The organism is Streptomyces sp. NPDC006872 (assembly GCF_040635845.1).
GTDB lineage: Bacteria > Actinomycetota > Actinomycetes > Streptomycetales > Streptomycetaceae > Streptomyces.
Window position 1 is genome coordinate 122,933 of the sequence record NZ_JBEYIL010000001.1, and the last position, 25,208, is coordinate 148,140.

Annotated in this window: 24 protein-coding genes; 19 read left to right on the forward strand and 5 right to left on the reverse strand. The window is 69.2% G+C overall.

The genetic code is table 11. From position 1 onward, the window contains the following. Window positions 1-13 precede the first annotated feature (13 nt). The 3 genes from ABZ725_RS00565 to ABZ725_RS00575 all read left to right on the forward strand — a co-directional run bounded on the left by ABZ725_RS00565 (window position 14) and on the right by ABZ725_RS00575 (window position 2,774). On the forward strand, window positions 14-805 hold the full coding sequence (locus ABZ725_RS00565; RefSeq protein ID WP_358800692.1) for an A24 family peptidase: 792 nt from the start codon (window positions 14-16) through the stop codon (window positions 803-805). Window positions 806-885: 80 nt separating this feature from the next. Next, the gene (mqnC, locus tag ABZ725_RS00570) at window positions 886-2,085 is read left to right on the forward strand and encodes a cyclic dehypoxanthinyl futalosine synthase (protein ID WP_351904150.1); all 1,200 of its coding nucleotides are present in this window, start codon (window positions 886-888) and stop codon (window positions 2,083-2,085) included. A gap of 77 nt (window positions 2,086-2,162) precedes the next feature. Beyond that, the gene (locus ABZ725_RS00575) at window positions 2,163-2,774 is read left to right on the forward strand and encodes a hypothetical protein (protein WP_358800693.1); all 612 of its coding nucleotides are present in this window, start codon (window positions 2,163-2,165) and stop codon (window positions 2,772-2,774) included. A gap of 32 nt (window positions 2,775-2,806) precedes the next feature. Here ABZ725_RS00575 and ABZ725_RS00580 read toward each other — a convergent pair whose 3' ends face one another. Then, window positions 2,807-3,847, reverse strand: a complete 1,041-nt coding sequence (locus tag ABZ725_RS00580; RefSeq protein ID WP_358800694.1) for a chitinase — start codon at window positions 3,845-3,847, stop codon at window positions 2,807-2,809. Between the two features lie 307 nt (window positions 3,848-4,154). On the opposite strand from ABZ725_RS00580, the gene ABZ725_RS00585 reads away from it, so the two are divergent. The 4 genes from ABZ725_RS00585 to ABZ725_RS00600 are packed head-to-tail and all read left to right on the forward strand — an operon-like array spanning window position 4,155 to window position 9,268. Then, a complete protein-coding gene (locus ABZ725_RS00585; protein ID WP_358800695.1) occupies window positions 4,155-4,568 on the forward strand; it encodes a hypothetical protein in 414 nt (137 codons plus the stop codon). 19 nt (window positions 4,569-4,587) lie between these two features. Then, entirely contained in the window at window positions 4,588-7,002 is a 2,415-nt protein-coding gene (locus ABZ725_RS00590; RefSeq protein ID WP_358800696.1) for a bifunctional polysaccharide deacetylase/glycosyltransferase family 2 protein, read from the forward strand. After that, on the forward strand, window positions 7,002-8,540 hold the full coding sequence (locus ABZ725_RS00595; protein ID WP_358800697.1) for an acyltransferase family protein: 1,539 nt from the start codon (window positions 7,002-7,004) through the stop codon (window positions 8,538-8,540). The genes ABZ725_RS00590 and ABZ725_RS00595 overlap by 1 nt, the downstream gene beginning before the upstream one ends. A 32-nt stretch (window positions 8,541-8,572) precedes the next feature. Further along, window positions 8,573-9,268 (forward strand): demethylmenaquinone methyltransferase, encoded by a 696-nt coding sequence (locus ABZ725_RS00600; RefSeq protein WP_358800698.1) that lies wholly within the window; start codon window positions 8,573-8,575, stop codon window positions 9,266-9,268. Between the two features lie 44 nt (window positions 9,269-9,312). Here ABZ725_RS00600 and ABZ725_RS00605 read toward each other — a convergent pair whose 3' ends face one another. Together ABZ725_RS00605 and ABZ725_RS00610 are read right to left on the reverse strand one after the other, a co-directional pair. Further along, window positions 9,313-9,636, reverse strand: coding sequence for a PASTA domain-containing protein (locus tag ABZ725_RS00605; RefSeq protein WP_358800699.1), 324 nt, complete (start codon window positions 9,634-9,636; stop codon window positions 9,313-9,315). A gap of 133 nt (window positions 9,637-9,769) precedes the next feature. After that, window positions 9,770-10,276: a GNAT family N-acetyltransferase gene (locus ABZ725_RS00610; RefSeq protein ID WP_358800700.1), complete on the reverse strand. Its 507-nt coding sequence runs from the start codon at window positions 10,274-10,276 to the stop codon at window positions 9,770-9,772. Between the two features lie 106 nt (window positions 10,277-10,382). Between ABZ725_RS00610 and ABZ725_RS00615 the strand changes: the two genes are divergently transcribed. After that, window positions 10,383-11,681 (forward strand): geranylgeranyl reductase family protein, encoded by a 1,299-nt coding sequence (locus tag ABZ725_RS00615; protein WP_351904325.1) that lies wholly within the window; start codon window positions 10,383-10,385, stop codon window positions 11,679-11,681. Between the two features lie 89 nt (window positions 11,682-11,770). Here ABZ725_RS00615 and def read toward each other — a convergent pair whose 3' ends face one another. Beyond that, window positions 11,771-12,418: a peptide deformylase gene (def, locus tag ABZ725_RS00620; RefSeq protein ID WP_358800701.1), complete on the reverse strand. Its 648-nt coding sequence runs from the start codon at window positions 12,416-12,418 to the stop codon at window positions 11,771-11,773. 399 nt (window positions 12,419-12,817) lie between these two features. Beyond that, on the reverse strand, window positions 12,818-13,624 hold the full coding sequence (locus tag ABZ725_RS00625; protein WP_351904122.1) for a C40 family peptidase: 807 nt from the start codon (window positions 13,622-13,624) through the stop codon (window positions 12,818-12,820). A 743-nt stretch (window positions 13,625-14,367) separates the two neighbouring features. Between ABZ725_RS00625 and ABZ725_RS00630 the strand changes: the two genes are divergently transcribed. Genes ABZ725_RS00630 through nuoK form a run of 11 tightly spaced genes read left to right on the forward strand, consistent with a single transcriptional unit; the run spans window position 14,368 to window position 25,206 of the window. Further along, window positions 14,368-14,727, forward strand: a complete 360-nt coding sequence (locus ABZ725_RS00630; RefSeq protein ID WP_129307483.1) for an NADH-quinone oxidoreductase subunit A — start codon at window positions 14,368-14,370, stop codon at window positions 14,725-14,727. A 13-nt stretch (window positions 14,728-14,740) separates the two neighbouring features. Continuing rightward, window positions 14,741-15,295, forward strand: a complete 555-nt coding sequence (locus ABZ725_RS00635; RefSeq protein WP_055635348.1) for an NADH-quinone oxidoreductase subunit B — start codon at window positions 14,741-14,743, stop codon at window positions 15,293-15,295. Further along, window positions 15,292-16,056 carry an NADH-quinone oxidoreductase subunit C gene (locus tag ABZ725_RS00640; RefSeq protein ID WP_358800702.1) on the forward strand — a complete coding sequence of 255 codons (765 nt, stop codon included), beginning with the start codon at window positions 15,292-15,294 and terminating at the stop codon, window positions 16,054-16,056. Before ABZ725_RS00635 ends, ABZ725_RS00640 begins: the two co-directional genes overlap by 4 nt. Continuing rightward, a complete protein-coding gene (locus ABZ725_RS00645) occupies window positions 16,053-17,390 on the forward strand; it encodes an NADH-quinone oxidoreductase subunit D (protein WP_358800703.1) in 1,338 nt (445 codons plus the stop codon). The genes ABZ725_RS00640 and ABZ725_RS00645 overlap by 4 nt, the downstream gene beginning before the upstream one ends. Further along, window positions 17,387-18,259 (forward strand): NADH-quinone oxidoreductase subunit NuoE, encoded by an 873-nt coding sequence (nuoE, locus tag ABZ725_RS00650; RefSeq protein WP_358800704.1) that lies wholly within the window; start codon window positions 17,387-17,389, stop codon window positions 18,257-18,259. The genes ABZ725_RS00645 and nuoE overlap by 4 nt, the downstream gene beginning before the upstream one ends. Continuing rightward, entirely contained in the window at window positions 18,256-19,608 is a 1,353-nt protein-coding gene (gene nuoF / locus ABZ725_RS00655; RefSeq protein ID WP_351904109.1) for an NADH-quinone oxidoreductase subunit NuoF, read from the forward strand. The genes nuoE and nuoF overlap by 4 nt, the downstream gene beginning before the upstream one ends. Next, window positions 19,605-22,106, forward strand: coding sequence for an NADH-quinone oxidoreductase subunit G (locus ABZ725_RS00660; RefSeq protein WP_358800705.1), 2,502 nt, complete (start codon window positions 19,605-19,607; stop codon window positions 22,104-22,106). The genes nuoF and ABZ725_RS00660 overlap by 4 nt, the downstream gene beginning before the upstream one ends. After that, window positions 22,103-23,464 carry an NADH-quinone oxidoreductase subunit NuoH gene (gene nuoH / locus ABZ725_RS00665; protein WP_358800706.1) on the forward strand — a complete coding sequence of 454 codons (1,362 nt, stop codon included), beginning with the start codon at window positions 22,103-22,105 and terminating at the stop codon, window positions 23,462-23,464. Before ABZ725_RS00660 ends, nuoH begins: the two co-directional genes overlap by 4 nt. Beyond that, window positions 23,457-24,059 carry an NADH-quinone oxidoreductase subunit NuoI gene (nuoI, locus tag ABZ725_RS00670; protein WP_358800707.1) on the forward strand — a complete coding sequence of 201 codons (603 nt, stop codon included), beginning with the start codon at window positions 23,457-23,459 and terminating at the stop codon, window positions 24,057-24,059. The genes nuoH and nuoI overlap by 8 nt, the downstream gene beginning before the upstream one ends. Next, window positions 24,056-24,910 (forward strand): NADH-quinone oxidoreductase subunit J, encoded by an 855-nt coding sequence (locus ABZ725_RS00675; RefSeq protein WP_351904097.1) that lies wholly within the window; start codon window positions 24,056-24,058, stop codon window positions 24,908-24,910. Before nuoI ends, ABZ725_RS00675 begins: the two co-directional genes overlap by 4 nt. Continuing rightward, window positions 24,907-25,206 carry an NADH-quinone oxidoreductase subunit NuoK gene (nuoK, locus tag ABZ725_RS00680; protein WP_020130147.1) on the forward strand — a complete coding sequence of 100 codons (300 nt, stop codon included), beginning with the start codon at window positions 24,907-24,909 and terminating at the stop codon, window positions 25,204-25,206. Before ABZ725_RS00675 ends, nuoK begins: the two co-directional genes overlap by 4 nt. The last annotated feature ends 2 nt before the right edge of the window (window positions 25,207-25,208 follow it).

Here is a 25,208-nt window from a genome sequence, read left to right on the forward strand (position 1 = left end):
TGGGCCGGTGGTGGTGAGCACGCCTCCCAGCGACCTGGTGCTCGCCGCCGTCGCCGCGCTCTGGGGCGCCGCGGCGGGGGCGCTGCTGCCGCGCGCCGCCTACCGCTTCGCCACGCCGTGGGAGGAGCGGGACGGCGGCTGGCGGGAGAGTTGCCCGGCCGGGCACCCGCTCGGCGGCTGGCTCGGGCGCGCGCACTGCACGCGGTGCGCGGAGCGGGTGGAGGAGCCCGGGCAGGCGGCCTCCGCTCCCGGGCGGGCCTCGTACGCCCCCGGCGCGCTCCTCCTGCCCGCCCTCACCGCGCTCCTCTGCGCCGCCCTCGCCCTCGCCACCGGCACCCGGCCCGAGCTGGCCGTCTGGCTGCTGCTCGCGCCGGTCGGGGTGCTGCTGGGCGTCGTCGACGTGCGGGTGCGGCGGCTGCCCGATCCGCTCACCCTGCCGCTCGCGGCCGCCGCCCTCGCCCTGCTGGGCCCGGTCGCGCTGCTGCCCGAGCACGCCGGCCGCTGGACGACGGCCCTGCTGGGCGCGCTCGCCCTGGGCGGCGCGTATCTCGTGCTGCACCTCGTCAACCCCGGCGGGATGGCCTTCGGCGATGTGAAGCTGGCGCTCGGGACGGGCGCCGTCCTCGGCTGGTACGGCTGGGCGACGGTCATGCTGGGCACGTTCGCCGCGTTCCTGTTCGGCGCGCTGTACGGGGGCGCGCTGGTCGTCATCGGGCGGGCGGGACGCAAGACGTTGATCGCGTTCGGGCCGTTCATGCTCGCGGGGACCTTCGCGGGGCTGCTGATCGGCGCGTACACGGCCTGAAGTCGGGCTTGTCGGAGTGCTGGCGTAGGCTGGTTCGGTCCGTCCAGAACCCTTGATCCTTGACGAAAGGGACGCCCCCGGTGACCGAGAAGGCCGACCTTCAGTCCGTGCTCGACCGTGCCGCGGCCGGTGGGCGGATCACGCCGGAAGAGGCCCTCGACCTCTACCGCGACGCCCCGCTGCACGCGCTCGGCGCCGCCGCCGACGCCGTACGCCGCCGTATGTACGCCGGCACCGAGCACATCGCGACGTACATCATCGAGCGGAACATCAACTACACGAACGTGTGCGTCACGGCGTGCAAGTTCTGCGCCTTCTACGCGCCCCCGAAGGACACCGCCAAGGGCTGGACGCGCGATCTGGACGACATCCTGCGCCGCTGCGCGGAGACCGTCGAACTCGGCGGCACCCAGATCATGTTCCAGGGCGGGCACCACCCGGACTTCGGCGTCGAGTACTACGAGAAGCACTTCGCCGCCATCAAGCAGGCGTACCCGCAGCTGGTGATCCACTCCCTGGGCGCGTCCGAGGTCGAGCACATGGCGCGGATCTCGAAGGTGAGCGTGGAGGAGGCGATCACGCGCATCCACGCGGCCGGTCTCGACTCCTTCGCGGGCGCCGGCGCCGAGCTGCTCCCCGCGCGCCCCCGCAAGGCCATCGCGCCCCTCAAGGAGTCCGGCGAGCGCTGGCTGGAGATCATGGAGACCGCGCACGGGCTGGGCGTCGAGTCGACGTCCACCATGCTGATGGGCACCGGCGAGACCAACGCCGAGCGCATCGAGCACCTGCGGATGATCCGTGACGTGCAGGACCGGACGGGCGGCTTCCGCGCGTTCATCCCGTACACCTACCAGCCCGAGAACAACCATCTGAAGGGCCGCACCCAGGCGACGCTCTTCGAGTACCTGCGGATGATCGCGATCGCCCGGCTGTTCATGGACAACATCCGGCACATCCAGGGCTCCTGGCTGACCACCGGCAAGGAGGTCGGCCAACTCTCCCTGCACTACGGCGCGGACGACCTCGGCTCGATCATGCTGGAGGAGAACGTCGTCTCGTCGGCCGGCGCCAAGCACCGCTCCAACCGCCTTGAGATCATCGACCTGATCAGGAAGGCGGGCCGCGTCCCCGCGCAGCGCGCCACGACGTACGAGCACCTCGTGGTCCACGACGACCCGGCGAACGACCCCGTCGACGAGCGGGTCATGTCCCACATCTCGTCCACGGCGATCGCGGGCGGCACGGCCCACCCCGAACTGAAGCTGCTCGCCTCCAACTAGCCTTCGCTCCCATGGGCTTTCGCTCCCATGGGCTTTCGCCTCCCATTGGCTTTCGATGAGTTCCGACTAGGGCTGCTGTGCTGACGATTCACTCCGACTCCAGGGGCCGGGCGCTCGCCGTCGAAGGCGCCTGGGTCGCCGAGGCCGGCCCGCTGGAGCAACTCGTCGAGGCGTTTCCGCGGGCCAGGGTGCGCCGGTGGCCCGGCATCCTCACGCCCGGTCTGATCAACCTGCACGGCACGGAGCTGCTGGACGGGGCCTACCACCCGGATCCGCGGGAGGCCGACGAACTGGGCACCGCGCCGCTGACCGGGGACGCGCTCACGGCGCTCGCCCCGGACGACGCCCGCTGGGGCGCGAGCGCCCGGCGCGGCGTGCAGCGCATGCTGGCCCACGGCACGGTCGCGGCGGCCTGCGAGGACGGCGAACCGGCCCGCCGCGCGGTGCGGGACGCCGTACGCCGGTCCGGCCTGGCGACCATCGGCCGGATCGGGCAGCCCGGCGGTACGCCCTCACTGGACCCGTACGCGTGCGGCCTGCCGGTGGAGTTCGCCCGGCCGAGAGAGCGCGGCTCCGCCGCCCGGTTCGCCTTCTTCGACGTCCCCGACGAGACGGCCCTCGCCACCGCCGGCGCGGGAACCTGCGTGGCGACGGTGGTCGAGGGCCGCCTCGTGTACCGACGGCGCTAGGCCGACCCCAAGGGGCTGAAGCGGGGGCGGGGCTACTCCGAGAACGCCTCCGCGAAGGCTCCGGCCTCCTGGTCGACGCCGCTGCAGTTGGTCAGTGCGTCGTCCGTGTCGGTGCCCTCCTCACACTGCTGGTCCCGGAACGTCGACCACATGGACACCCACGAGATGCCCTTCTCCTTGGCGAACGTCCGCACCTGCGCCGCGTCCTCGAGCGTGAACGTCTCGTTGTCGACGTCGTTCGTGCCGATCATCGAGGTCAGCGCCATCGCCTTCCACGCGTTGACGTCCGTCGTGCCGAAGACCTCCTTGAGCTGTGCCTGCGCGGCCGTCGCCGCGGTGATCGCGTACCCGCCCATGTCGCCGGAGTACGACTCGCCGTAGTTCATCGTCATGAGGTTGACGGTGGAGACCTGGACGTCGTACTTGTTCGCGGACGCCAGCAGCGCCAGGCTGTCGGCGTCCAGTCCGGAGGGCATCACCGGGAGCGTGAAGGAGACCTCCAGGTCCGTGCGCTCCTTCTGCAACGCCGCGATCGCCTCGGAACGCAGGGCGACCGAGGCGGAGTCGGTCAGTTCGTCGCCCTCGATGTCGAAGTCGGCCTGGGTGGAGCCGGCCGCGTCGAGCGCCGCGCCGTAGGCCTCCGCGAGTGCGGACGCGCTGTCGCAGGTGGCCGCCAGTTCGTCGCCGGAAGCCCCGCCGAAGGAGACGCGCACCGTGGCGCCCGACTCCGTCAGCGCCGCGATCCGGGACTTCACGGTCGCGTCGTCGATGGCGTGCGTGCCGTTCCACTTCGGCGTACAGCCGCTGCCGCTGCCGATGACGAACGCCAGGTTGTACGTCGTCGGCGAACCGGCGGAGTCGTTGTCCGACGCCTCCCCCGCGCTCACATACGGCGCGTAGGAGGTGCTGGTACTGGATGAGCTCGCGCTCTCCGATGGGGAGGGGCTGCTGCTCGCCCGTTCGGTGGCCGCGGGCGCCGCGTCCGACGTGCTGTCGGAGCCCGCGGAGCATCCCGATACGGCCAGGGCAAACAGGCAGGTGACCCCAGCCGTCGGCATCAGGAAACTCCTCATTGCGTATGCACCCGCTCTCGTGATTTCTGTCTCAGGACGGAAACAAAAGGCGTTCCCGAATTGGAAATGTCTCACATGTGGGCGGATCGCGCGGGAACAGTGGACACACAGGCAGGTCATGGACGCAAGCGCGCAAAAGGTGATAGTCACCCGCCCAAAAGGGACAATCAACCCTCGCACGGGAGATCGATGTTGCGCAGGGCTTTCAAGGTTCTCTCAGGGAAGAGACAGGTTCACGCGTTTCTCATTGGTCTCTCACAAGTGGTTCAGAGTAGACGCCACATAAAGGCTCTCTAATATCCGGGGAATGCAATCCGATCCTGCCATCGAAAGCCGTGCCGCCTCTCGCGGCAGCCGTCGCGACCGCAAACGTGACGTCGCCTCCGCCGAGGGGCCCGTGTTCGTTGACAACTCCGGACGCAGGTCGAAGATGCTGCGCCGGATCGGTCTTCTCATGGGCGTGGGCTGCCTCGTGTACGCCGTCGTCCTCGGAGCCGCCTTCATGGGCTGGGGCACCTCGCTGACCCCGTCCTCGCTGCTGCCCTTCGGCGGCAGAGGCGGCCCGGGCGGTTCCCAGAACTCCGGCCCCGGCGGCGTCCAGCCGCAGGGCGGCGTCGGCACCCCGCCCTCGAAGCCCAGCGGCACCCCGCCGTCGGGCGTCGCCACCGGCGAGCCGCCGAGCTCCGCCCCGACCGCGAGCGCCTCCGCGGCCGCCAACTGACCGGAGCGCAGCCACTGCCATGACGACGACTACTTCCTCCCGCGGCCGCCGCCGTGCCCCGAGCCGCATCGAGCGGGCCGCGGGCAAGGCCGCGGCGCTGCAGAAACCGCGTGTCATCCTCGCCCTGCTGCTTCTGCTCGCGCTGACCATGGTGATGCTCCTCGACGGCTATCTGCGCGCCGAGGTCGGCGGCGACCAGCGAGTGCGCACCGGGGCCAGCGCCAGCAAGGTGCCCGAGGACATCCTCGACGGCGGGCCCATCCTGTCCTTCCAGGGCGGCCAGGCCACCACGATCTCGGTGCCCGACAAGACGATCGCGCTGACCTTCGACGACGGCCCGAACCCGACCTGGACGCCGCAGGTGCTGGAGATCCTCCAGGAGTACGACGTGCCCGCCACGTTCTTCGTGGTCGGCTCGATGGTCTCGCGCTACCCGGGCATCGTGAACGACATGGTCGAGCAGGGCAACGAGGTGGGCATCCACACCTTCACCCACGTCGATCTCTCCTACCAGTCCGACACCCGCGTCGACCGTGAGATGGAGCAGACCCAGCTCGCCCTCGCCGGCGCGGCCGGCATCACGACGACGCTCTTCCGCGCCCCGTACTCCTCCGAGACGGACGCCATCGACAACTACAGCTATCCCGTCTACAAGGAGCTCGGCGCCGACGGTTACACCAGCGTCTTCGTCGACACGGACAGCGACGACTGGAAGAAGCCGGGCGTCTCGAAGATCATCGAGGGGGCCACGCCCGAGGACGGCAAGGGCGCGTCGGTCCTCTTCCACGACGCCGGCGGCGAGCGCTCGCAGACGATCAAGGCGCTGCCCACCTACATCAAGAAGATGAGGGCCGCGGGCTACACCTTCACCACCATCAGCGGTGTGATCGAGGAGCAGAACACAGCGGCGCGCGAGGCCTCCGGCACGGGGCAGCAGCAGGCCGCGGGCGCCGACGCGACGCCGAGCGCGGGCGCGACGGCCGCAGCGGGCGGGGCGGCCGCGGCCGGCGGGGCGACCGGGGAGCAGCCCGGCAACATACCCGGCGGCACCGGCAACGGCGCCGGGACCGAGGGCGGCATCGGAGCCGAGGGCGGAAGCGGCGGGGCGGGCGGGACCATCGACCGCCTGCAGGCCGCCCACCGCGAGGCCACCGGCGTGACCCTCTACGAGGGCAAGGCCCTCATCGCGGCCGTCACCCTCGCCGAGTGGACCGTGCCGACGCTGTCGGTGGGACTGATGGTCGTCGGCGTGGCCGTCATGGGCCGCTTCGGGATGATGCTGATCCTGGCCCGCCGCCACTACAGACTGCGCAACAAGCGCCGCTTCAGCTGGGGACCGACCATCACCCGCCCGGTGAGCGTGATCGTCCCTGCGTACAACGAGAAGGAGTGCATCGCCAACACCCTCAAGTCGCTGGCGAAGAGCACCCACCCGATCGAGATCATCGTCGTGGACGACGGCTCGACCGACGGCACGTCCGAGATCTCGCGCGAGGCGGCGAGGGCCCTCGGCATGACCAACGTCCGCGTCATCCGCCAGGAGAACGCGGGCAAGCCGGCCGCCCTCAACAACGGTGTCCGCAACGCCAGTTACGACATCGTCGTGATGATGGACGGCGACACGGTCTTCGAGCCGGAGGCCGTGCACCACCTCGTGCAGCCCTTCGCCAACCCGAAGGTCGGCGCGGTCGCCGGCAACGCCAAGGTCGGCAACCGCGACACGATCATCGGCGCCTGGCAGCACATCGAGTACGTGATGGGCTTCAACCTCGACCGCCGTATGTACGACCTGCTGCGCTGCATGCCGACCATCCCCGGCGCGATCGGCGCGTTCCGCCGGGACGCGGTGCTGGAGGTCGGCGGCATGAGCGAGGACACCCTCGCCGAGGACACCGACATCACCATCGCCATGCACCGCGGGGGCTGGCAGGTCGTCTACCAGGAGCACGCCAAGGCCTGGACGGAGGCGCCGGGCTCCCTGAAGCAGCTGTGGTCCCAGCGCTACCGCTGGTCCTACGGCACCATGCAGGCCCTGTGGAAGCACCGCAAGTCCCTGACGGACAAGGGTCCCTCGGGCCGCTTCGGCCGTGTAGGCATGCCCCTGGTGGTCCTCTTCCAGATCATCACACCGGTCTTCGCCCCGCTCATCGACGTCTTCACCGTCTACTCGATGATCTTCATCGACTTCCAGGCCGCCCTGCTGGCCTGGCTGGCGGTCCTCGGCATCCAACTGGTCTGCGCGGCCTACGCGTTCCGCCTGGACCGGGAGAAGTACCGCTACCTGCTGATGATGCCGCTCCAGCAGCTGGCCTACCGCCAGATGATGTACCTCGTCCTCATCCACTCCTGCATCACCGCCCTCACCGGCGGCCGCCTGCGCTGGCAGAAGCTGAAGCGCACGGGCGAGGTCGGCACCCCGGCCGGGGTGAGCTGATGAGCTGGGAGCAGCAGGGATACGGTCAGAGACACGGGCAGGGATACCCGTACGACCAGGGGCACGGGCAACAGCAGTACCCGTCCGGGTACGAGGGCTACGACGGGAACGGACAGCCGCAGCAGTACGTGCAGCAGCAGCCGTATCCCCAGGAGCACCCGGAGTACTCGGAGTACTCGGAGTCCAGAGGGCACCCGGAGTACAGGGAGTACGGGGAGTACGGGGAGTATTCGGAGTACGCCCAGTACGCGCAGACCACCCAGTACAGCCAGTACAGCCAGTACACGGAGCACTCGGAGTACGTGGAGTACGGGCAGGGCGTCGCCGTCGACGAGACGGCGACCCTGCCCACCGTGGAGCCTCCGACTGCGGAGTCGGAGTCGGCACCGGAGCCGGCACCGGAGCCGGAGCCGGCACCGGAGCCGGAGCCGGAGCCGGAGTCGGAGCGGGAGGCTCCCGCCGCTGGCAAGGAAGTACTGGACGAGTCCCCGCCCAAGCTCGCTGCTCCCCAGCGGGACCGCTACTTCGACACCCTCCGCGCCCTCGCCCTGATAAGAGTCGTCGCGTACCACACGTTCGGCTGGGCCTGGGCCGGCATGGTCTTCCCGTCCATGGGGGTCATGTTCGGACTGGCCGGCACCCTGATGGCGAAGTCCCTGGAGCGTCCGGCGGCGAAGGTGGTGAAGAGCCGCCTGCGTCGGCTCCTCCCGCCCTTCTGGTTCTGGGGCGTCTTCGTCGTTCTGGCGATGCTGATCCACGACTGGATGCCGAACTGGGAGATCGTCTACTGGATCGTGCCGCTGGGCGACCCGCCCGGCAACGCCTGGGGCGAGCAGGCCTGGGAGATCCTCTGGTACCTGCGGACCTACCTCTGGTTCGTGCTGCTCTCGCCGCTCCTGCTGCGGCTGTTCCGGCTCGCCCCGATCCCCGTGCTGGCGCTGTCCCTCGCGCCGATCCTGGTCCTGACCTTCGTCTGGGCCGGCCCGGACAACCGCGTCGGCACCGCGATGTGGGACCTCTCGACGTACCTCTTCTGCTGGATGCTCGGCTTCGCGCACCGCGACGGCGTCCTGCAGCGCATGAAGCCCGCTCTGGTGGTCGTGGTGTCGCTGGCGGCGATCGCCTTCGGCGGCTGGTACGCCTTCACGCACCAGGCCGAGTTCGGCACCTACGACCTGGACGAGAACCCCCTCGCGCAGGCCTTCTGGTCGGCCGGCTTCGTCATGCTGCTGATGTGGGCGAAGGCCTACTTCGGGATCGACTTCGCCTGGCTGACCCGCTTCCGGCGCACGAACCGGATCGTCACCGTCTTCAACGCGCGCGCGGTGACGATCTACCTCTGGCACGAGATCGCCCTGATCCTGGCCGTGCCGCTGGTCGACCAGTTCTGGAACGTCCCCGCGTTCGAGAAGTACCTGCCGCTCGACAGCCAGTGGTTCATGTTCGGCGTGGGCTGGCTGCTGATCGGCGTCTTCGTGCTGCTGTGCGGGTGGGTCGAGGACGTGGCGGCACGGAAGAAGCCGAGGCTCCTGCCGTGAGCCGGTGAGGGCGGGGCTGCCACAATGGGCGGGTGACTCGCGCTTCCCTGAACAAGCAGCCCCATGAAGTCGCCTCGATGTTCGACCGCGTGGCGGAACGGTACGACGTGACCAACGACGTCCTGTCGCTCGGCCAGGACCGCAGGTGGCGCAAGGAGGTCGCGAAGGCGGTCGACGCGCGCCCCGCCCAGAAGATCCTGGACCTCGCCGCGGGCACGGCCACCTCCTCCCTCCCCTTCGCGCAGACCGGCGCCTACGTCGTCCCCTGCGACTTCTCCCTCGGCATGCTCCAGGTCGGCAAGAGGCGGCACACCTGGCTGCCGTTCACGGCCGGGGACGCGACGCGGCTGCCCTTCAAGGACGACACCTTCGACGCCGTCACCATCTCCTTCGGCCTGCGCAACGTGCAGGACTTCGACGCCGCCCTCAGTGAGATGTACCGGGTGACCCGGCCGGGCGGACGCGTCGTGATCTGCGAGTTCTCGCACCCGACCTGGGCGCCCTTCCGGACCGTCTACACCGAGTACCTGATGCGCGCCCTGCCCCCGGTGGCCCGCGCGGTCTCGTCCAACCCGGACGCCTACGTCTACCTCGCCGAGTCCATCCGCGCCTGGCCCGACCAGCCCGCCCTCGCCGAGCACCTGCGCAAGGCCGGTTGGTCGAAGGTCGCCTGGCGCAACCTGACGGGCGGCGTGGTGACCCTGCACCGAGGCTTCAAGGAGGCCTGAGCGAGCCCCGGGGTGGCGGAAAGGGCCGGTCTGGCGCCCGGCCGTCAACCGGTGATCGCCTCGAAGGGACGATCCCGATCCCCGGACCGGTCCAGCTCGCGCTGCAGTCCGCCGCCGCCCGGTCTCGGCACGCGCGGCTCCCGCACGCCCGCGCCTCCGCCGCCCTCTCCCTCGGAGAAGTCGAACCACACGCTGACGACCGAGCCGCGCGGCACCTCGACGCCTGGCGGCGGGTACTGCCGTACGACGTAGTCGACGACCGCGCGGTGGAAATCGGGCCGGTCCGGTGCGGCCAGCAGCACGCCTTGCGCCGTGGCCGCCTCGCGCGCGTCCATGGCCATCAGGCCGATGAACCTGGGCACGCGCACTTCGGGTGTTTTGGGTGGTATGAGCACAGATGTCACCCCCAGCGGTACTGGAAGGGTAACCGCCCGGGGGTGGCGTCCGGAAGCGTCAGGTGTCTTTCCGTGGCCAACGACTACAGGGGGTGACTTTTGGTGATCACCAGCTCAGTCGGTAGCAGTGCCCCTCACGCTTCGACTCGGGAGTCGTGAAGACCTCCGCGAGCCGCATGCCCAGCCGCTGGGTGACGGCGACGGACCGTGCGTTGCCCGCGTCGACCATCGCCACCACCCCCGGCACCCCGGCCGCCCGCACCCGCTCCAGCGTCATCTGCGCGGCCGCCGTCACATACCCCTGCCCCCAGTGCTCCCGCCCGAGTCGCCAGCCGATCTCGATCTCCCCCTTGGGGCCCCACTCGCGCGGCCACGGCTGGGCGCCGGTGAACCCGATGACCCGGTCGTCGTGGTCCAGCATCGTCCACAGACAGAAGCCGTGCTCGGCGTCGTGCCGGCGCTGGCGGGCGGTGAGCTCCTCGTAGACCGACAGCTCCGCGGATCTGCCGCCGTGGAACTCCATGACGTCAGGGTCGTCGAAGACCCGGTGCCATGTGACCGCGTCCTCGTCCGTGGGAACACGCAGCCGTACTACGGGGAGAGTTCGGTTCACGGGGCAGCCCTTCAGCCGGGTGATCAATTCTGCTGAATAGACTGCCCATGTCCAGTGCCGGTCGGCACGTAGATTCCGAACTTGGGGAGATCCCGCCGTGACCGCCGTGAACGAGCCCCACGCCGAGCCCTTCTCCGAGCACACCGCCGACGTGATCGTCGTCGGCGCGGGGCCGGCCGGCTCCACGACCGCCTACTACCTCGCCAAGGCCGGACTCGACGTACTCCTCCTGGAGAAGACCGAGTTCCCGCGCGAGAAGGTCTGCGGCGACGGCCTCACCCCGCGCGCCACCAAGCAACTGGTGGCCATGGGCATCGACATCTCCGAGGAGGCCGGCTGGCTGCGCAACAAGGGGCTGCGCATCATCGGCGGCGGCGTCCGCCTCCAGCTGGACTGGCCGGATCTCGCCTCCTACCCGGACTACGGGCTCGTCCGCAAGCGTGACGACTTCGACGAGCAGCTCGCCCGCCAGGCCCAGAAGGCGGGCGCCCGCCTCTACGAGCGCTGCAACGTCGGCGCCCCGATCATCGACGACCGCACCGGCCGCATCACCGGTGTGCACGCCAAGCTGGGCGAGGAGAAACGCGAAGTCACCTTCCGCGCCCCGCTCGTGGTGGCCGCCGACGGCAACTCCACCCGCCTCTCGCTGGCGATGGGCCTGCACCGCCGCGAGGACCGCCCGATGGGCGTCGCCGTCCGTACCTACTTCACCTCCCCGCGCCACGAGGACGACTACCTGGAGTCCTGGCTGGAGCTGTGGGACCGCCGGGGCCCGGGCGAGGACCGTCTGCTCCCCGGCTACGGCTGGATCTTCGGCATGGGCGACGGGACGAGCAACGTGGGTCTCGGGGTCCTCAACACCTCCGACTCCTTCAAGGAACTCGACTGGCGCGAGGTCCTCAAGGCCTGGTGCGGGTCCATGCCGGAGGACTGGGGCTACACCCCCGAGAACATGACCGGCCCGATCCGCGGCGCCGCCCTCCCCATGGCCTTCAACCGCAAGCCCCACTACACCAAGGGGCTGCTCCTGGTCGGCGACGCCGGCGGCCTGGTGAACCCCTTCAACGGCGAGGGCATCGCCTACGCCATGGAGTCCGGCCAGATCGCCGCCGACGTCATCGTCCAGGCCCACGCCCGCGCCACCCCCGGCCAGCGCGAACTCGCCCTGCAGCGCTACCCGCAGATCCTGGCGGACACCTACGGCGGGTACTACACGCTGGGCCGCGCCTTCGTGAAGCTCATCGGCAACCCGAAGGTCATGAAGATCGCGACCCAGCGCGGACTGACCCACCCGCTGCTGATGAAGTTCACCCTGAAGATGCTCGCCAACCTGACGGACCCCACGGGCGGCGACGCGATGGACCGCATCATCAACGGCCTCAGCAAGGTGGCCCCGAAGGCCTGACGGACGCATGGGACAGGTCCTGCCTCGGCAAGTCCTGCCTGGCGCAGGTCCTGGCCAGGACGGGTGGTGCTGCCCAGGGCAGGTCCTGCCTAGGACGGGTCATGGCCATGGTCCCTGCTCAGGGCCTCGACCTTGGCGGCCCGGCGTGCGAAGACCTCTTCCCGCCGGTCCGCCACCTGCCGCAGCGCTTCCCTCCGGCCCTTCTTGGAGAGCCGGTCCAGATAGACCTGGCCGTCGAGATGGTCGCTCTCGTGCTCCAGGCACCGCGCGAAGTACCCACGCCCCTCGACGACCAGCGGCCGGCCCTCCCGGTCGTACCCCCGCACCACGGCCCGGTCCGGCCGCGGTACGTCCATGACGGCGCCCGGCACCGACAGGCACCCCTCGCCCTCGTTCAGCAGCCGTCGCCCGACCGGGTCGAGCCGGTCCAGCACCGGATTGACGATGTGTCCGACATGTCGGACACCTTCGTCGTCCCAGCAGTCGTAGACGAACAGCCGCAGACCGACGCCGACCTGGTTCGCCGCCAGTCCGGCCCCGTCGGCGACGTACATCGTGAGGAACATGTCGTCGATGAGCGCGGCCAGGTCGGGCCCGAACTCGGTGACATCCCGGCAGGACTTGTGCAGCACCTCTTCACCGACCTCGGTGACCCGCCGCACCGAGCCGCGCCGGGCCTCGGGCGCGAGCGGGGGATACGAGGCGACGGGTCGCCCCTGCACGAACACGCGTGGCATGACGTTCTCTCCTTCGACTCACGGACGAGCCGAGGAGTCCCCCGACCCGCCCGCCGAGCATGCCAGGCCGACGCCGGGCACACCCACGAGTGAATCCACGAGTGACCCACCAGTGCCAGGAGGGCGTTGGTGCGGCTGTGCGCGTCAGCGGGGCCTTGTTGGCGCGCCTGAGCGCCAGGGCAGCGCAGGACGCAGGGGAGCGGTCGGCGCGGCGCAGCGGGCGTCAGAGGAGCGCCCCAGCGTGCCTGAGAGGGCGCTGAGGGCAGCCCGTGGGGCCGGCGGTGTCAGCGGAGCGGCCGGCTGGGTCGAGCGTGGCAGGAGGGAGCCCGAAGGGCCGCTGCCCCCGAGCGGCTGCGGCCCTTGCGTGCGTGAGGCGCCCTCAGGGGCGCCTGGGGGGTGTCAGAGCACCCGCACCGCTCCGGTCGGCGGGTCGTACGACAGCGGCTTCTCGGCCACGCCGGTGGACGGGTTCTGCGCGCCGACGAACATGCCGTCGCCGACGTACACGGCGACGTGGTACGCGCTGCCCGCGCTGCCCCAGTAGAGGATGTCGCCCGGCTGCAGGTTGTCCAGGGAGACCTGGGTGCCGAAGGTCGACTGGTCCTGCGAGACGCGCGGCAGGCTGATGCCGACCTGCTTGAAGGCCGTCTGCATGAGCCCGGAGCAGTCCCACGAGTTGGGGCCGGTGCCGCCGGAGACGTACGCGTCCCCGATCTGCGCCTTCACGAAGGCGATGACGGCCGCGGCCGAACCCGTCGCATTGGACGTGCTCGTGCTGCTGGAACTGCTGCTGTCGCTCGCCGACGTGGAGAGCACGGTCCGCTCGGCGGCGCGCGTGGCGCGTTCGGCGGCGGCCTTACGGGCGGCCTCGGCCTTCTTCGTCGCCTCGGCCTTGGCGTCGGCGAGGTCCTTCTTGGCCTCCTTGGCTGCTGCTGCGGCGGCCGCGTCGCGCTCGGCCTGCAACTGGTAGTTCGCCGCGGCCTGCTGCGTGGCCTGAGCGGACTGTGCGACCTGAGCGGCCAGGTCGCCCGTGAGCACAGGCAGTTCGAGCGTCTGCGTCACCGGCTCGGCGGCGTTGGCCGTACCGGCCGCCGTGGCGACGGCCAGCGTGCCGAGGACACCACTGGCGACTCCGGCCCGCATCGCGATCGTCGACGCGCTGCGGCGGGGTTTCCGGTGGCTGCGTATGTGAGCGGTGTGGGACATGAGTCCAACCGGTATCAGGGGCTCCTCCATACCTACAAGAAACGTGTGCTGCGCCACAGTTGTTCAACAGGTGCCCCAAATTCCCTGCCTGGGGTTCTTTATTGACGCCGTAACGGACATTGCGGACTCGGGTGATCAAGCCTGTGATCATGGGCTTTCGTCGTTACGCCCGGATTGCCCGCCACCTACCACCGGTTGAGACCGTTGGCCAAGCCCCCTTCTTATGGGCCTCTCATGAATGTGGCGGAGGTCACGGAACGGTTACCGGAAGGGGCGCGTCTCGCGCATGCGGTGCGATCGATTCCGCTCGTGAACGCGTGCACGCGTCCACACCTCGACCATGGCTCCCTCTCATGTGTGAATGCGCCCCACTATCAGGACCCCGAGTCCATCTCCAATTTGCATGCAAGGGAAGCTTCTTGATATTGAGACTCCCCTTGTGGCCTGCGGCGACGAGTGCAAATGTCACTTCTTGTGATCACTCTGACGCTTCGCGTACGAAGATCACCGCTGATATGACTTCATGATCCTTCGTCAGGTGGTGGAGATCACAAAGCTTGTGTAATACCCCGTGTCGCAGATCACAGAGCGGCGGGCATAAGATGCGAGGCAGTTGGGCTTGTGACCTGCTTCACATGTTCGCGATCTTCGTCGGGAAGGGCGGGGTTCGTGGGGCCGGTGGGGCTGATGTGAGTCCGACGCCATCGCCAGCAGTCAGTGCCGACTGAGAGGAGCGAGGAGCGGTGAACGCGTATGCGCCCATCCTCGTACTGGGAGCCCTCGGGGCAGGCTTTGCGATCTTCTCCGTGGTCATGGCCACGCTGATCGGTCCGAAGCGGTACAACCGGGCCAAGCTCGACGCCTACGAGTGCGGGATCGAGCCGACCCCCACGCCGGCGGGCGGCGGGCGCTTCCCCATCAAGTACTACCTGACGGCGATGCTCTTCATCGTCTTCGACATCGAGATCGTCTTCCTCTACCCCTGGGCCGTCACCTTCGACGCCCTGGGTGTTTTCGGGCTCGTGGAGATGCTGCTCTTCGTGCTCACCGTCTTCGTCGCGTACGCGTACGTATGGCGGCGCGGCGGCCTGGAATGGGACTGAGGGGCCTTTAGCCATGGGACTCGAAGAAAAGCTGCCGAGCGGCTTCCTGCTGACCACCGTCGAGCAGGCCGCGGGCTGGGTGCGCAAGGCGTCCGTCTTCCCCGCCACGTTCGGCCTCGCCTGCTGTGCCATCGAGATGATGACCACCGGCGCCGGCCGCTACGACCTGGCGCGCTTCGGCATGGAGGTCTTCCGAGGTTCGCCCCGCCAGGCGGACCTGATGATCGTCGCCGGCCGGGTGAGCCAGAAGATGGCGCCGGTGCTCCGGCAGGTCTACGACCAGATGCCGAACCCGAAGTGGGTCATCTCCATGGGCGTGTGTGCGTCCTCCGGAGGCATGTTCAACAACTACGCGATCGTCCAGGGCGTCGACCACATCGTCCCCGTCGACATCTATCTGCCGGGCTGCCCGCCGCGCCCCGAGATGCTGATGGACGCCATCCTCAAGCTCCACCACAAGATCCAGAACTCCAAGCTGGGCGTGAACGCCGAGGAAGCGGCCCGCGAGGCGGAGGAAGCGGCGCTCAAGGCCCTGCCCACGATCGAGATGAAGGGGCTGCTGCGGTGAGCGACGCGAACGGCACCCATGGCGCGAACGGCTCCTCGAACGGGGTGAACCCCGAGAAGGACCTCTCCGCCTCCAACCTCCCCGGCCAGCGTGGCCAGGGCGGCGAGGAGGTCCGCGTCCAGCGCGGAATGTTCGGCGCCAACAACGGCGGCGACACCTCCGGCTACGGCGGTCTGGTCCGCTCGGTCCGGCTCCCGGGGGCGGCGAGCCGACCCTACGGCGGCTGGTTCGACGAGGTCGCCGACGAACTCGAGGGCGCCCTGGAGGAGCAGGGTCTCCTGCCCGACAACGCGATCGAGAAGACGATCGTCGACCGCGACGAGCTCACCTTCCACATCGAGCGCGAGCACCTGCTCCGGGTGGCCCGCACCCTGCGCGACGACCCGGCCCTGCGCTTCGAGCTCTGCACCGGCGTCAGCGCCGTGCACTACCTGAACGACAAGGGCCGCGAGCTGCACGCCGTCTACCACCTGCGCTCGATCACCCACAACCGGCTGATCCGCCTGGAGGTCAGCGCTCCGGACGCCGACCCGCACATCCCGTCCCTGGTCTCGGTGTATCCGACCAACGACTGGCACGAGCGCGAGACCTACGACTTCTTCGGAATCGTCTTCGACGGCCACCCGGCCCTGACGCGGATCATGATGCCGGACGACTGGCAGGGCCATCCGCAGCGCAAGGACTACCCCCTCGGCGGCATCCCCGTCGAGTACAAGGGCGCCCAGATCCCGGCTCCGGACCAGCGGAGGTCGTACTCGTGAGCAACACGCAGTCAGCAGCCGCGTCCGCTTCGGCGCGCGAGACCACCGAGGGCACCGTATATACGGTCACCGGCGGCGACTGGGACGAGGTCGTCCAGTCCGCGGCCCGGGCCGACGACGAGCGCATCGTCGTCAACATGGGCCCCCAGCACCCCTCCACCCACGGGGTGCTCCGCCTGATCCTGGAGATCGAGGGCGAGACGGTCACCGAGGCCCGCTGCGGCATCGGCTACCTCCACACCGGCATCGAGAAGAACCTCGAGTACCGCACGTGGACGCAGGGCACCACGTTCGTGACGCGCATGGACTACCTGACATCCTTCTTCAACGAGACCGCCTACTGTCTCGCCGTCGAGAAGCTCCTCGGCATCGAGGACCAGATCACCGAGCGAGCCAAGATCATCCGGGTGCTCCTGATGGAGCTGAACCGGATGTCCTCCCACCTGGTGTGCATCGCCACCGGTGGCATGGAACTCGGCGCCACCACGATCATGATCTACGGATTCCGTGATCGTGAAATGATTCTCGACATCTACGAGCTCATCACGGGCCTGCGGATGAACCACGCGTACATCCGCCCCGGCGGACTCGCCCAGGACCTGCCGCCGGGCGCGGTGGACCAGATCCGCGAGTTCGTGAAGAAGATGAAGAAGAACCTCCCGGAGTACGACAAGCTCGCCACCGGGAACCCCATCTTCAAGGCCCGCATGCAGGACGTCGGCTATCTCGACCTGGCCGGCTGCATGGCCCTCGGCGCCACCGGCCCGATCCTGCGCTCCACCGGCCTGCCGCACGACCTGCGCAAGGCACAGCCCTACTGCGACTACGAGACCTACGATTTCGACGTCCCGACCGCCGACTCCTGCGACTCCTACGGCCGCTTCCTGATCCGCCTGGAAGAGATGCGCCAGTCGCTCAGGATCGTCGAGCAGTGCCTGGACCGGCTGCAGCCCGGGCCCGTCATGGTCGCCGACCGGAAGATCGCCTGGCCCGCCCAGCTCGCCCTGGGCCCCGACGGTCTCGGTAACTCCCTCGACCACATCAAGAAGATCACGGGCACCTCCATGGAGGCCCTGATCCACCACTTCAAGCTGGTCACCGAGGGCTTCCGCGTACCGCCGGGACAGGCGTACGCGGCCGTCGAGTCGCCCAAGGGCGAGCTCGGGGTGCACGCCGTCTCCGACGGAGGCACCCGCCCCTACCGGGTCCACTTCCGGGACCCGTCCTTCACCAACCTGCAGGCCATGGCGGCGATGTGCGAAGGCGGCCAGGTCGCCGACGTCATCGTCGCCGTCGCGTCCATCGACCCCGTGATGGGAGGCGTCGACCGGTGACCACCTCTTCTTCCGAGCGGGGCGTCAGCCTGGGCATGCCCGAACTGCCCGCGCCCGCCTACCCGGACGACGTCCGAGCCCGGCTGGAGGCGGACGCGCGCGAGATCATCGCCCGCTACCCCGACTCCCGGTCCGCGCTCCTGCCGTTGCTGCACCTCGTGCAGTCGGAGGAGGGACATGTCACGCGCACCGGGATGCGGTTCTGCGCGGACGTGCTGGACCTGACCACGGCCGAGGTCATCGCCGTCGCCACCTTCTACACCATGTACCGGCGCCGCCCCAGCGGTGACTACCAGGTGGGCGTCTGCACCAACACGCTGTGCGCGGTGATGGGCGGCGACGCGATCTTCGAAGAGCTCCAGGAGTACTTGGGTGTCGGCAACGGTGAGACCACCGACGACGGAAAGATCACTCTGGAGCACATCGAGTGCAACGCGGCCTGCGACTTCGCGCCGGTCGTGATGGTCAACTGGGAGTTCTTCGACAACCAGACCGTGCAGAGCGCGAAGCACATGGTGGACGACCTGCGGACCGGCCGCACGGTGTCACCGACCCGGGGTGCGCCGCTGTGCACCTTCAAGGAGACCGCCCGGATCCTGGCGGGCTTCCCCGACGAGCGGGACGGGGCCGTCGAGGCGAGCGGCAGTGCGGGACCGGCGTCGCTGGTGGGTCTTCGCCTGGCAAGGGGAGAGACCGCACCCGCGCGCGTGGTCCACCCACGGGACGGCGGGCCGCACGACGAGCCGCAGGACCGGGCGGTGCACAAGCCGTCGCCCACCGAGCACCTGAGTTCGCACGACGCGCCGCAGGACACATCGGCCTCCGACCCAGCCCACCCGGCAGGGCCTACCGCCGAGGAGGGGGAGTGATGACCTTGGCACCCGAGCTGAAAGGCAGCAGCCCCGAGAAGCTGCTCGCACCCGTGCTGTCGGCCTTCTGGGACGAGGACCGGTCCTGGAGCCTGGACGTCTACCGAAGGCACGAAGGATACGAGGGCCTGCGCAAGGCGCTCGCCATGTCGCCGGACGACCTGATCGCGTACGTCAAGGACTCCGGTCTGCGAGGGCGAGGCGGCGCGGGATTCCCGACCGGAATGAAATGGCAGTTCATTCCGCAGGGGGATGGAAAACCGCACTATCTAGTTGTCAACGCCGACGAATCGGAGCCGGGGACCTGCAAGGACATCCCGCTCCTCTTCGCGAACCCGCATAGCCTCATCGAGGGCATTGTGATCGCGTGTTATGCCATCAGGTCGTCTCATGCCTTCATCTATCTGCGTGGTGAAGTCGTTCCCGTTCTGCGACGGTTGCACGAGGCCGTGCGCGAGGCCTACGCGGCGGGCTACCTCGGCGAGAACGTCCTGGGCAGCGGACTCGACCTCGAACTCACCGTGCACGCCGGCGCCGGCGCGTACATCTGCGGTGAGGAGACCGCACTGCTCGACTCGCTCGAAGGCCGCCGTGGTCAACCGCGGCTCCGTCCCCCCTTTCCTGCGGTCGCGGGCCTCTATGCGTGCCCGACTGTGGTGAATAACGTCGAGTCGATCGCGTCGGTTCCCGCGATCCTGCAAAACGGCAAAGAATGGTTCAGGTCGATGGGGAGCGAGAAGTCCCCGGGCTTCACGCTCTACTCGCTGAGCGGGCATGTCGCCAACCCCGGCCAGTTCGAGGCCCCGCTCGGCGTCACCCTCCGCCAGCTCCTGGAGATGAGCGGCGGCATGCGACCCGGGCACCGGCTCAAGTTCTGGACGCCGGGCGGCTCCTCGACGCCGATGTTCACCGACGAGCACCTCGACGTCCCTCTTGATTACGAAGGAGTGGGCGCCGCGGGTTCCATGCTCGGCACAAAAGCTCTGCAGTGCTTCGACGAGACGACCTGTGTCGTGCGTGCCGTCACCCGCTGGACCGAGTTCTACGCCCACGAGTCCTGCGGCAAGTGCACCCCGTGCCGCGAAGGCACGTACTGGCTCGTGCAGTTGCTGCGCGACATCGAGGCCGGCAAGGGCGCCCTCTCCGACCTCGACAAACTCAACGACATCGCCGACAACATCAACGGCAAGTCGTTCTGCGCCCTCGGCGACGGCGCCGCCTCGCCGATCTTCTCCTCGCTCAAGTACTTCCGCGAGGAGTACGAGCAGCACATCACGGGCCGCGGCTGCCCCTTCGACCCCGCCAAGTCCACGGCCTGGGCCGACAAGCACACGGAGGTGAACGCATGACGGTGACCACCAGCGCTCCCTCCGGGGGCGGCGAGGCGGCGGTCCCGCCGGAAGATCTCGTGACGCTGACGATCGACGGCGCCGAGATCAGCGTGCCCAAGGGCACCCTGGTCATCCGGGCCGCCGAGCAGCTCGGCATCGAGATCCCCCGCTTCTGCGACCATCCTCTGCTCGACCCGGTCGGCGCCTGCCGCCAGTGCATCGTCGAGGTCGAGGGCCAGCGCAAGCCCATGGCATCCTGCACGATCACGTGTACGGACGGCATGGTGGTGAAGACTCACCTCACCTCGCCCGTGGCCGAGAAGGCACAGCACGGTGTGATGGAACTGCTCCTCATCAACCACCCGCTGGACTGCCCGGTCTGCGACAAGGGCGGCGAGTGCCCCCTGCAGAACCAGGCCATGTCGCACGGCCAGTCCGAGTCCCGTTTCGAGGGCCGCAAGCGGACCTACGAGAAGCCCGTCCCGATCTCCACGCAGGTGCTGCTCGACCGTGAGCGGTGTGTGCTGTGCGCCCGCTGCACCCGGTTCTCCAACCAGGTGGCCGGCGACCCGATGATCGAGCTGGTCGAGCGGGGCGCGCTGCAGCAGGTGGGGACCGGCGAGGGCGACCCGTTCGAGTCGTACTTCTCCGGCAACACCATCCAGATCTGCCCGGTCGGCGCGCTGACCTCGGCGGCGTACCGATTCCGCTCCCGCCCCTTCGACCTCGTCTCCTCGCACTCCGTGTGCGAGCACTGCTCCGGCGGCTGCGCCACACGCACCGACCACCGGCGCGGCAAGGTCATGCGGCGGCTGGCAGCCAACGACCCCGAGGTCAACGAGGAGTGGATCTGCGACAAGGGGCGGTTCGCGTTCCGCTACGCCCAGCAGCGGGACCGGCTCGAGACGCCTCTGGTGCGCAACGCCGAGGGAGACCTCGTACCGGCGTCCTGGCCGGAAGCACTGCAGATCGCCGCCCAGGGGCTGCTGGCGTCGCGCGGCCGGACCGGTGTCCTGACCGGAGGCCGCCTCACCATCGAGGACGCCTACGCGTACAGCAAGTTCGCGCGCGTGGCGCTCGACACCAACGACATCGACTTCCGCACGCGCGTGCACAGCAGCGAGGAGGCGGACTTCCTGGCCGCCCGCGTCGCCGGCCGCGGCCGCGACCTCGACGGTACGGGGGTCACGTACACCTTCCTGGAGAAGGCGCCCGCCGTCCTGCTGGTCGGGTTCGAGTCGGAGGAAGAGGCGCCCGGCGTCTTCCTGAGGCTGCGCAAGGCCTGGCGGCAGCACGGGCAGCGGGTGTTCTCCCTGGCCACGCACGCCACCCGGGGCCTGGACAAGGCGGGCGGCACGCTGCTGCCGGCCGCTCCGGGCACCGAGACGGAGTGGCTGGACGCGCTCGCGAGCGGTGTCGGCCTGGAGGCCGCGGGCGGCAAGGCCGCCGAGGCGCTGCGGGCCGAGGGCGCGGTGATCGTCATCGGCGAGCGGCTGGCCGGTGTGGCCGGTGGTCTCACCGCAGCCGCCCGGGCCGCCTCGGCGACCGGCGCCCGCCTGGTGTGGATTCCGCGCCGGGCGGGGGAGCGGGGCGCCATCGAGGCGGGCGCGCTGCCGTCGCTGCTGCCGGGCGGTCGTCCGGCCACCGACCCACGCGCGCGTGAGGAGGTAGCCGCGGCCTGGGGCCTCGCCGAACTCCCGCACCGCTACGGCCGGGACACCGGGCAGATCGTCGAGGCCGCCGCGTCCGGCGAACTCCAGGGGCTGCTCGTCGCGGGCGTGGAGGTCGCGGATCTGCCCGACCCGGTACGCGCGCGTGAGGCGCTTGCCGAGGCCGGCTTCGTGGTGTCGTTGGAGCTGCGGCCCGGTGAGGTCACCGAGCACGCCGACGTCGTCCTCCCGGTGGCCGCGGTCGCCGAGAAGGCGGGCGCCTTCCTCAACTGGGAGGGTCGGGTCCGCTTCTTCGAGGCCGCGCTGAAGCCCGACCAGATGACCCGTCGGGCGCCTGCCGACGCGCGCGTGCTGCAGATGCTCGCCGACGCCATGGACGTCCACCTCGGTCTGCCGGATCTGCGCACCACGCGCGCGGAGCTCGACCGACTCGGCCCCTGGGACGGCCCCCGGGCCACCGAACCGCTGGAAACCGCGGCTCAGCTGCCGCGACCCGCTGCCGGTGAGGCCGTCCTCGCCGGGCACCGGCTGCTGCTCGACCAGGGGGTCCTCCAGCAGGGCGACGAGGCGCTCGCCGGGACCCGGCACGCCGCACGCGCGCGTGTGTCGGCCGCCACGGCCGCCGAGGCGGGCGTCAAGGACGGCGACGTGCTCGCCGTGACCGGGCCCGCCGGGGTCGTCGAGCTCCCGCTGCAGATCACCGAGATGCCCGACCGGGTGGTCTGGCTCCCGCTGAACTCCACCGGCGGGGGCGTCGCGTCCGACGCCGGGGCCACGCCCGGCTCCCTCGTCCGTATCGGCCCGGCGACGCTCGCCGCCGACGCCCCCAAGGAGGTGGAGGCATGAGCCCGTACCTGGCCGCTGAAGACCTCTCGATGTTCGGCCGCGACCCCTGGTGGCTCGTCGTCGTCAAGGCGGTCTTCTGCTTCGCCTTCCTGATGGTGACCGTGCTGTTCTCCATCGTCTGGGAGCGCAAGGTCGTCGCCTGGATGCAGCTGCGCATCGGACCCAACCGGCACGGCCCCTGGGGCATGCTTCAGTCGCTCGCCGACGGCGTGAAGCTGATGCTGAAGGAAGACCTCATCGTCAAACGCGCGGACAAGGTGGTGTACGTCCTCGCACCGATCATCGCGGCCGTCCCGGCCTTCATGGCGATCGCGGTGATCCCCTTCGGCCCGGCCGACAACGAGATCTCGATCTTCGGCCAGCGCACCACGATGCAGCTGACCGACCTGCCGATCGCGATGCTCTACATCCTGGCGGTCGCGTCGGTCGGCATCTACGGCATCGTGCTGGCGGGCTGGAGCTCCGGTTCCACCTATCCGCTGCTGGGCGGTCTGCGGTCCTGCGCGCAGATGATCTCCTACGAGATCGCCATGGGCGCCGCGTTCGCCTCGGTGTTCCTCTACTCGGGGTCGATGTCGACGTCGACCATCGTCGAACAGCAGCAGGACCGCTGGTACATCCTGCTGCTGCCGGTCTCCTTCATCCTCTACATCGTCACGATGGTCGGCGAGACCAACCGCGCCCCCTTCGACATGCCGGAGTCCGAGGGCGACCTGGTCGGCGGCTTCAACACCGAGTACTCGTCGATCAAGTTCGCGCTGTTCATGCTCGCCGAGTACGTGAACATGGTGACGGTCTCCGCCGTGTCGACCACCCTCTTCCTCGGCGGCTGGCGGGCTCCCTGGCCGATCAGCACCTTCTGGGAGGGCGCGAACCACGGCTGGTGGCCGATGCTCTGGTTCGTCGTCAAGGTGCAGTTGCTGCTGTTCTTCTTCATCTGGCTGCGCGGCACCCTGCCCCGCGTCCGCTACGACCAGTTGATGAAGCTCGGCTGGAAGGTTCTGATCCCGGTCTCGGTCACGTGGCTGATGCTCGTCGCGACCGTGCGGACCCTGCGCAACGAGAACTACGACTTCGCCGACATCGCCCTCTACGTCGGAGGCGGTGTCCTGGTCCTGTTGTTGCTCTCCTTCCTGGTGGACATGTTCCGCAGCGGAGGGAAGGACGCCCAGGCTCCCGCCGAGCCCGCCGGCTTCGACCCGATGGCGGGCGGATTCCCCGTCCCGCCGCTGCCGGGACAGGAGCTGCCGCCGGTGCCCAGGCGCAGTCCGCGCCGGGAGCGGGAGCTCATTGTCAGTGGCGGAGTGGACACTGTGAGTGACGGATCAATGGATGGAAAGGAGGCGTCCGATGGTTGAGGAGCCCAAGGAGACCGATCCCGGTTTCCAGAACCCCGTGGCCGGCTTCGGCGTGACCTTCAAGGCCATGTTCAAGAAGCGGCTGACCGAGCAGTACCCGGAGCAGCAGAAGACCACAGCTCCCCGGTTCCACGGACGGCACCAGCTCAACCGCCATCCGGACGGCCTGGAGAAGTGCGTCGGCTGCGAGCTGTGCGCCTGGGCCTGCCCCGCCGACGCCATCTATGTGGAGGGCGCGGACAACACCGACGAGGAGCGCTACTCGCCGGGCGAGCGGTACGGGCGCGTCTACCAGATCAACTACGCCCGCTGCATCCTGTGCGGCCTGTGCATCGAGGCGTGCCCCACGCGCGCGTTGACGATGACCAACGAGTTCGAGCTCGCCGACTCCAGCCGGGCCAACCTGATCTACACCAAGGAGCAGCTGCTCGCCGGCCTGGACGACGGCATGGTCGACTCGCCCCACGCCATCTACCCGGGCACGGACGAGCAGGACTACTACCGGGGTCTGGTGACGGAGGCCGCGCCCGGCACGGAACGCCAGGTGGCCACTTCCAAGGGTGAGAAGCCCGAGGATCAGGAGGTGGAGGCATGACCGCGCAGCTCGCCGCCTACTCCACCTCCACCGGCGAGGCCTTCCAGTTCTGGGTGCTGGGCACCGTCGCGGTGATCGGCGCCCTGTGCACCGTCTTCATGAAGAGGGCCGTGCACAGCGCGCTCTGTCTCGCCGGCACCATGATCATCCTGGCGGTCTTCTACCTCGCCAACGGTGCCTACTTCCTGGGCATCGTGCAGATCGTCGTCTACACCGGCGCGATCATGATGCTGTTCCTGTTCGTGGTGATGCTCGTCGGCGTCACCGCGGCGGACTCCCTGAAGGAGACCATCAAGGGGCAGCGCTGGCTGGCCCTGGTCAGTGGGCTCGGCTTCGGCATCCTGCTGATCGCCGGCATCGGAAACGCCTCCCTGACGGAGTTCAACGGCCTCGCCGAGGCGAACGCGAACGGCAATGTGGAGGGCCTCGCGGCCCTCATCTTCACCAAGTACGTCTTCGCGTTCGAAATCACCGGCGCCCTGCTCATCACGGCGGCAGTCGGCGCCATGGTGCTCACCCACCGGGAGCGCACCGAGCGGGCCAAGACCCAGCGGGAGCTGTCCGAAGAGCGCGTCCGCGAGGGCAAGCACGTACCGCCGCTGCCGGCGCCGGGCGTGTACGCGCGGCACAACGCCGTCGACATCCAGGGCCTGCTGCCGGACGGCACCCCGTCGGAGCTCACGGTCAGCAAGACCCTGCGCGAGCGCGGTCAGATCCGGGACGTGTCCACCGAGGCGCTCAACGACCTCAAAGCCCTGGAACAGCGCGCCGAGGAGCGTCTGGAGCGGGCCGCGATCGAGCCGCCGCACCTCAAGCCGAACTCCCGGCGGACCGAGGAGGCGTCGAAGTGAACCCCGTCAACTACCTCTACCTCGCGGCCCTGTTGTTCACGATCGGGGCGACGGGAGTACTGATCAGGCGCAACGCGATCGTCGTCTTCATGTGCATCGAGCTCATGCTCAACGCCTGCAACCTCGCGTTCGTCACCTTCTCCCGGATGCACGGCAATCTCGACGGCCAGATCATCGCCTTCTTCACGATGGTCGTCGCCGCCGCGGAGGTCGTGGTCGGACTCGCGATCATCGTGTCGCTGTTCCGTTCCCGCCACTCGGCCTCGGTCGACGACGCCAGCCTGATGAAGCTGTAAGG

What these genes read in the sequence shown, in the direction of transcription:
- ABZ725_RS00585 (WP_358800695.1), top strand. Translation starts at nt 4,155, where the DNA reads ATGCAATCCGATCCTGCCATCGAAAGCCGTGCCGCCTCTCGCGGCAGC.
- ABZ725_RS00580 (WP_358800694.1), bottom strand. Translation starts at nt 3,847, where the DNA reads ATGAGGAGTTTCCTGATGCCGACGGCTGGGGTCACCTGCCTGTTTGCC.
- def (WP_358800701.1), bottom strand. Translation starts at nt 12,418, where the DNA reads ATGCCACGCGTGTTCGTGCAGGGGCGACCCGTCGCCTCGTATCCCCCG.
- ABZ725_RS00660 (WP_358800705.1), top strand. Translation starts at nt 19,605, where the DNA reads ATGACGGTGACCACCAGCGCTCCCTCCGGGGGCGGCGAGGCGGCGGTC.
- ABZ725_RS00590 (WP_358800696.1), top strand. Translation starts at nt 4,588, where the DNA reads ATGACGACGACTACTTCCTCCCGCGGCCGCCGCCGTGCCCCGAGCCGC.
- ABZ725_RS00595 (WP_358800697.1), top strand. Translation starts at nt 7,002, where the DNA reads ATGAGCTGGGAGCAGCAGGGATACGGTCAGAGACACGGGCAGGGATAC.
- ABZ725_RS00675 (WP_351904097.1), top strand. Translation starts at nt 24,056, where the DNA reads ATGACCGCGCAGCTCGCCGCCTACTCCACCTCCACCGGCGAGGCCTTC.
- nuoH (WP_358800706.1), top strand. Translation starts at nt 22,103, where the DNA reads ATGAGCCCGTACCTGGCCGCTGAAGACCTCTCGATGTTCGGCCGCGAC.
- ABZ725_RS00625 (WP_351904122.1), bottom strand. Translation starts at nt 13,624, where the DNA reads ATGTCCCACACCGCTCACATACGCAGCCACCGGAAACCCCGCCGCAGC.
- ABZ725_RS00635 (WP_055635348.1), top strand. Translation starts at nt 14,741, where the DNA reads ATGGGACTCGAAGAAAAGCTGCCGAGCGGCTTCCTGCTGACCACCGTC.
- nuoI (WP_358800707.1), top strand. Translation starts at nt 23,457, where the DNA reads ATGGTTGAGGAGCCCAAGGAGACCGATCCCGGTTTCCAGAACCCCGTG.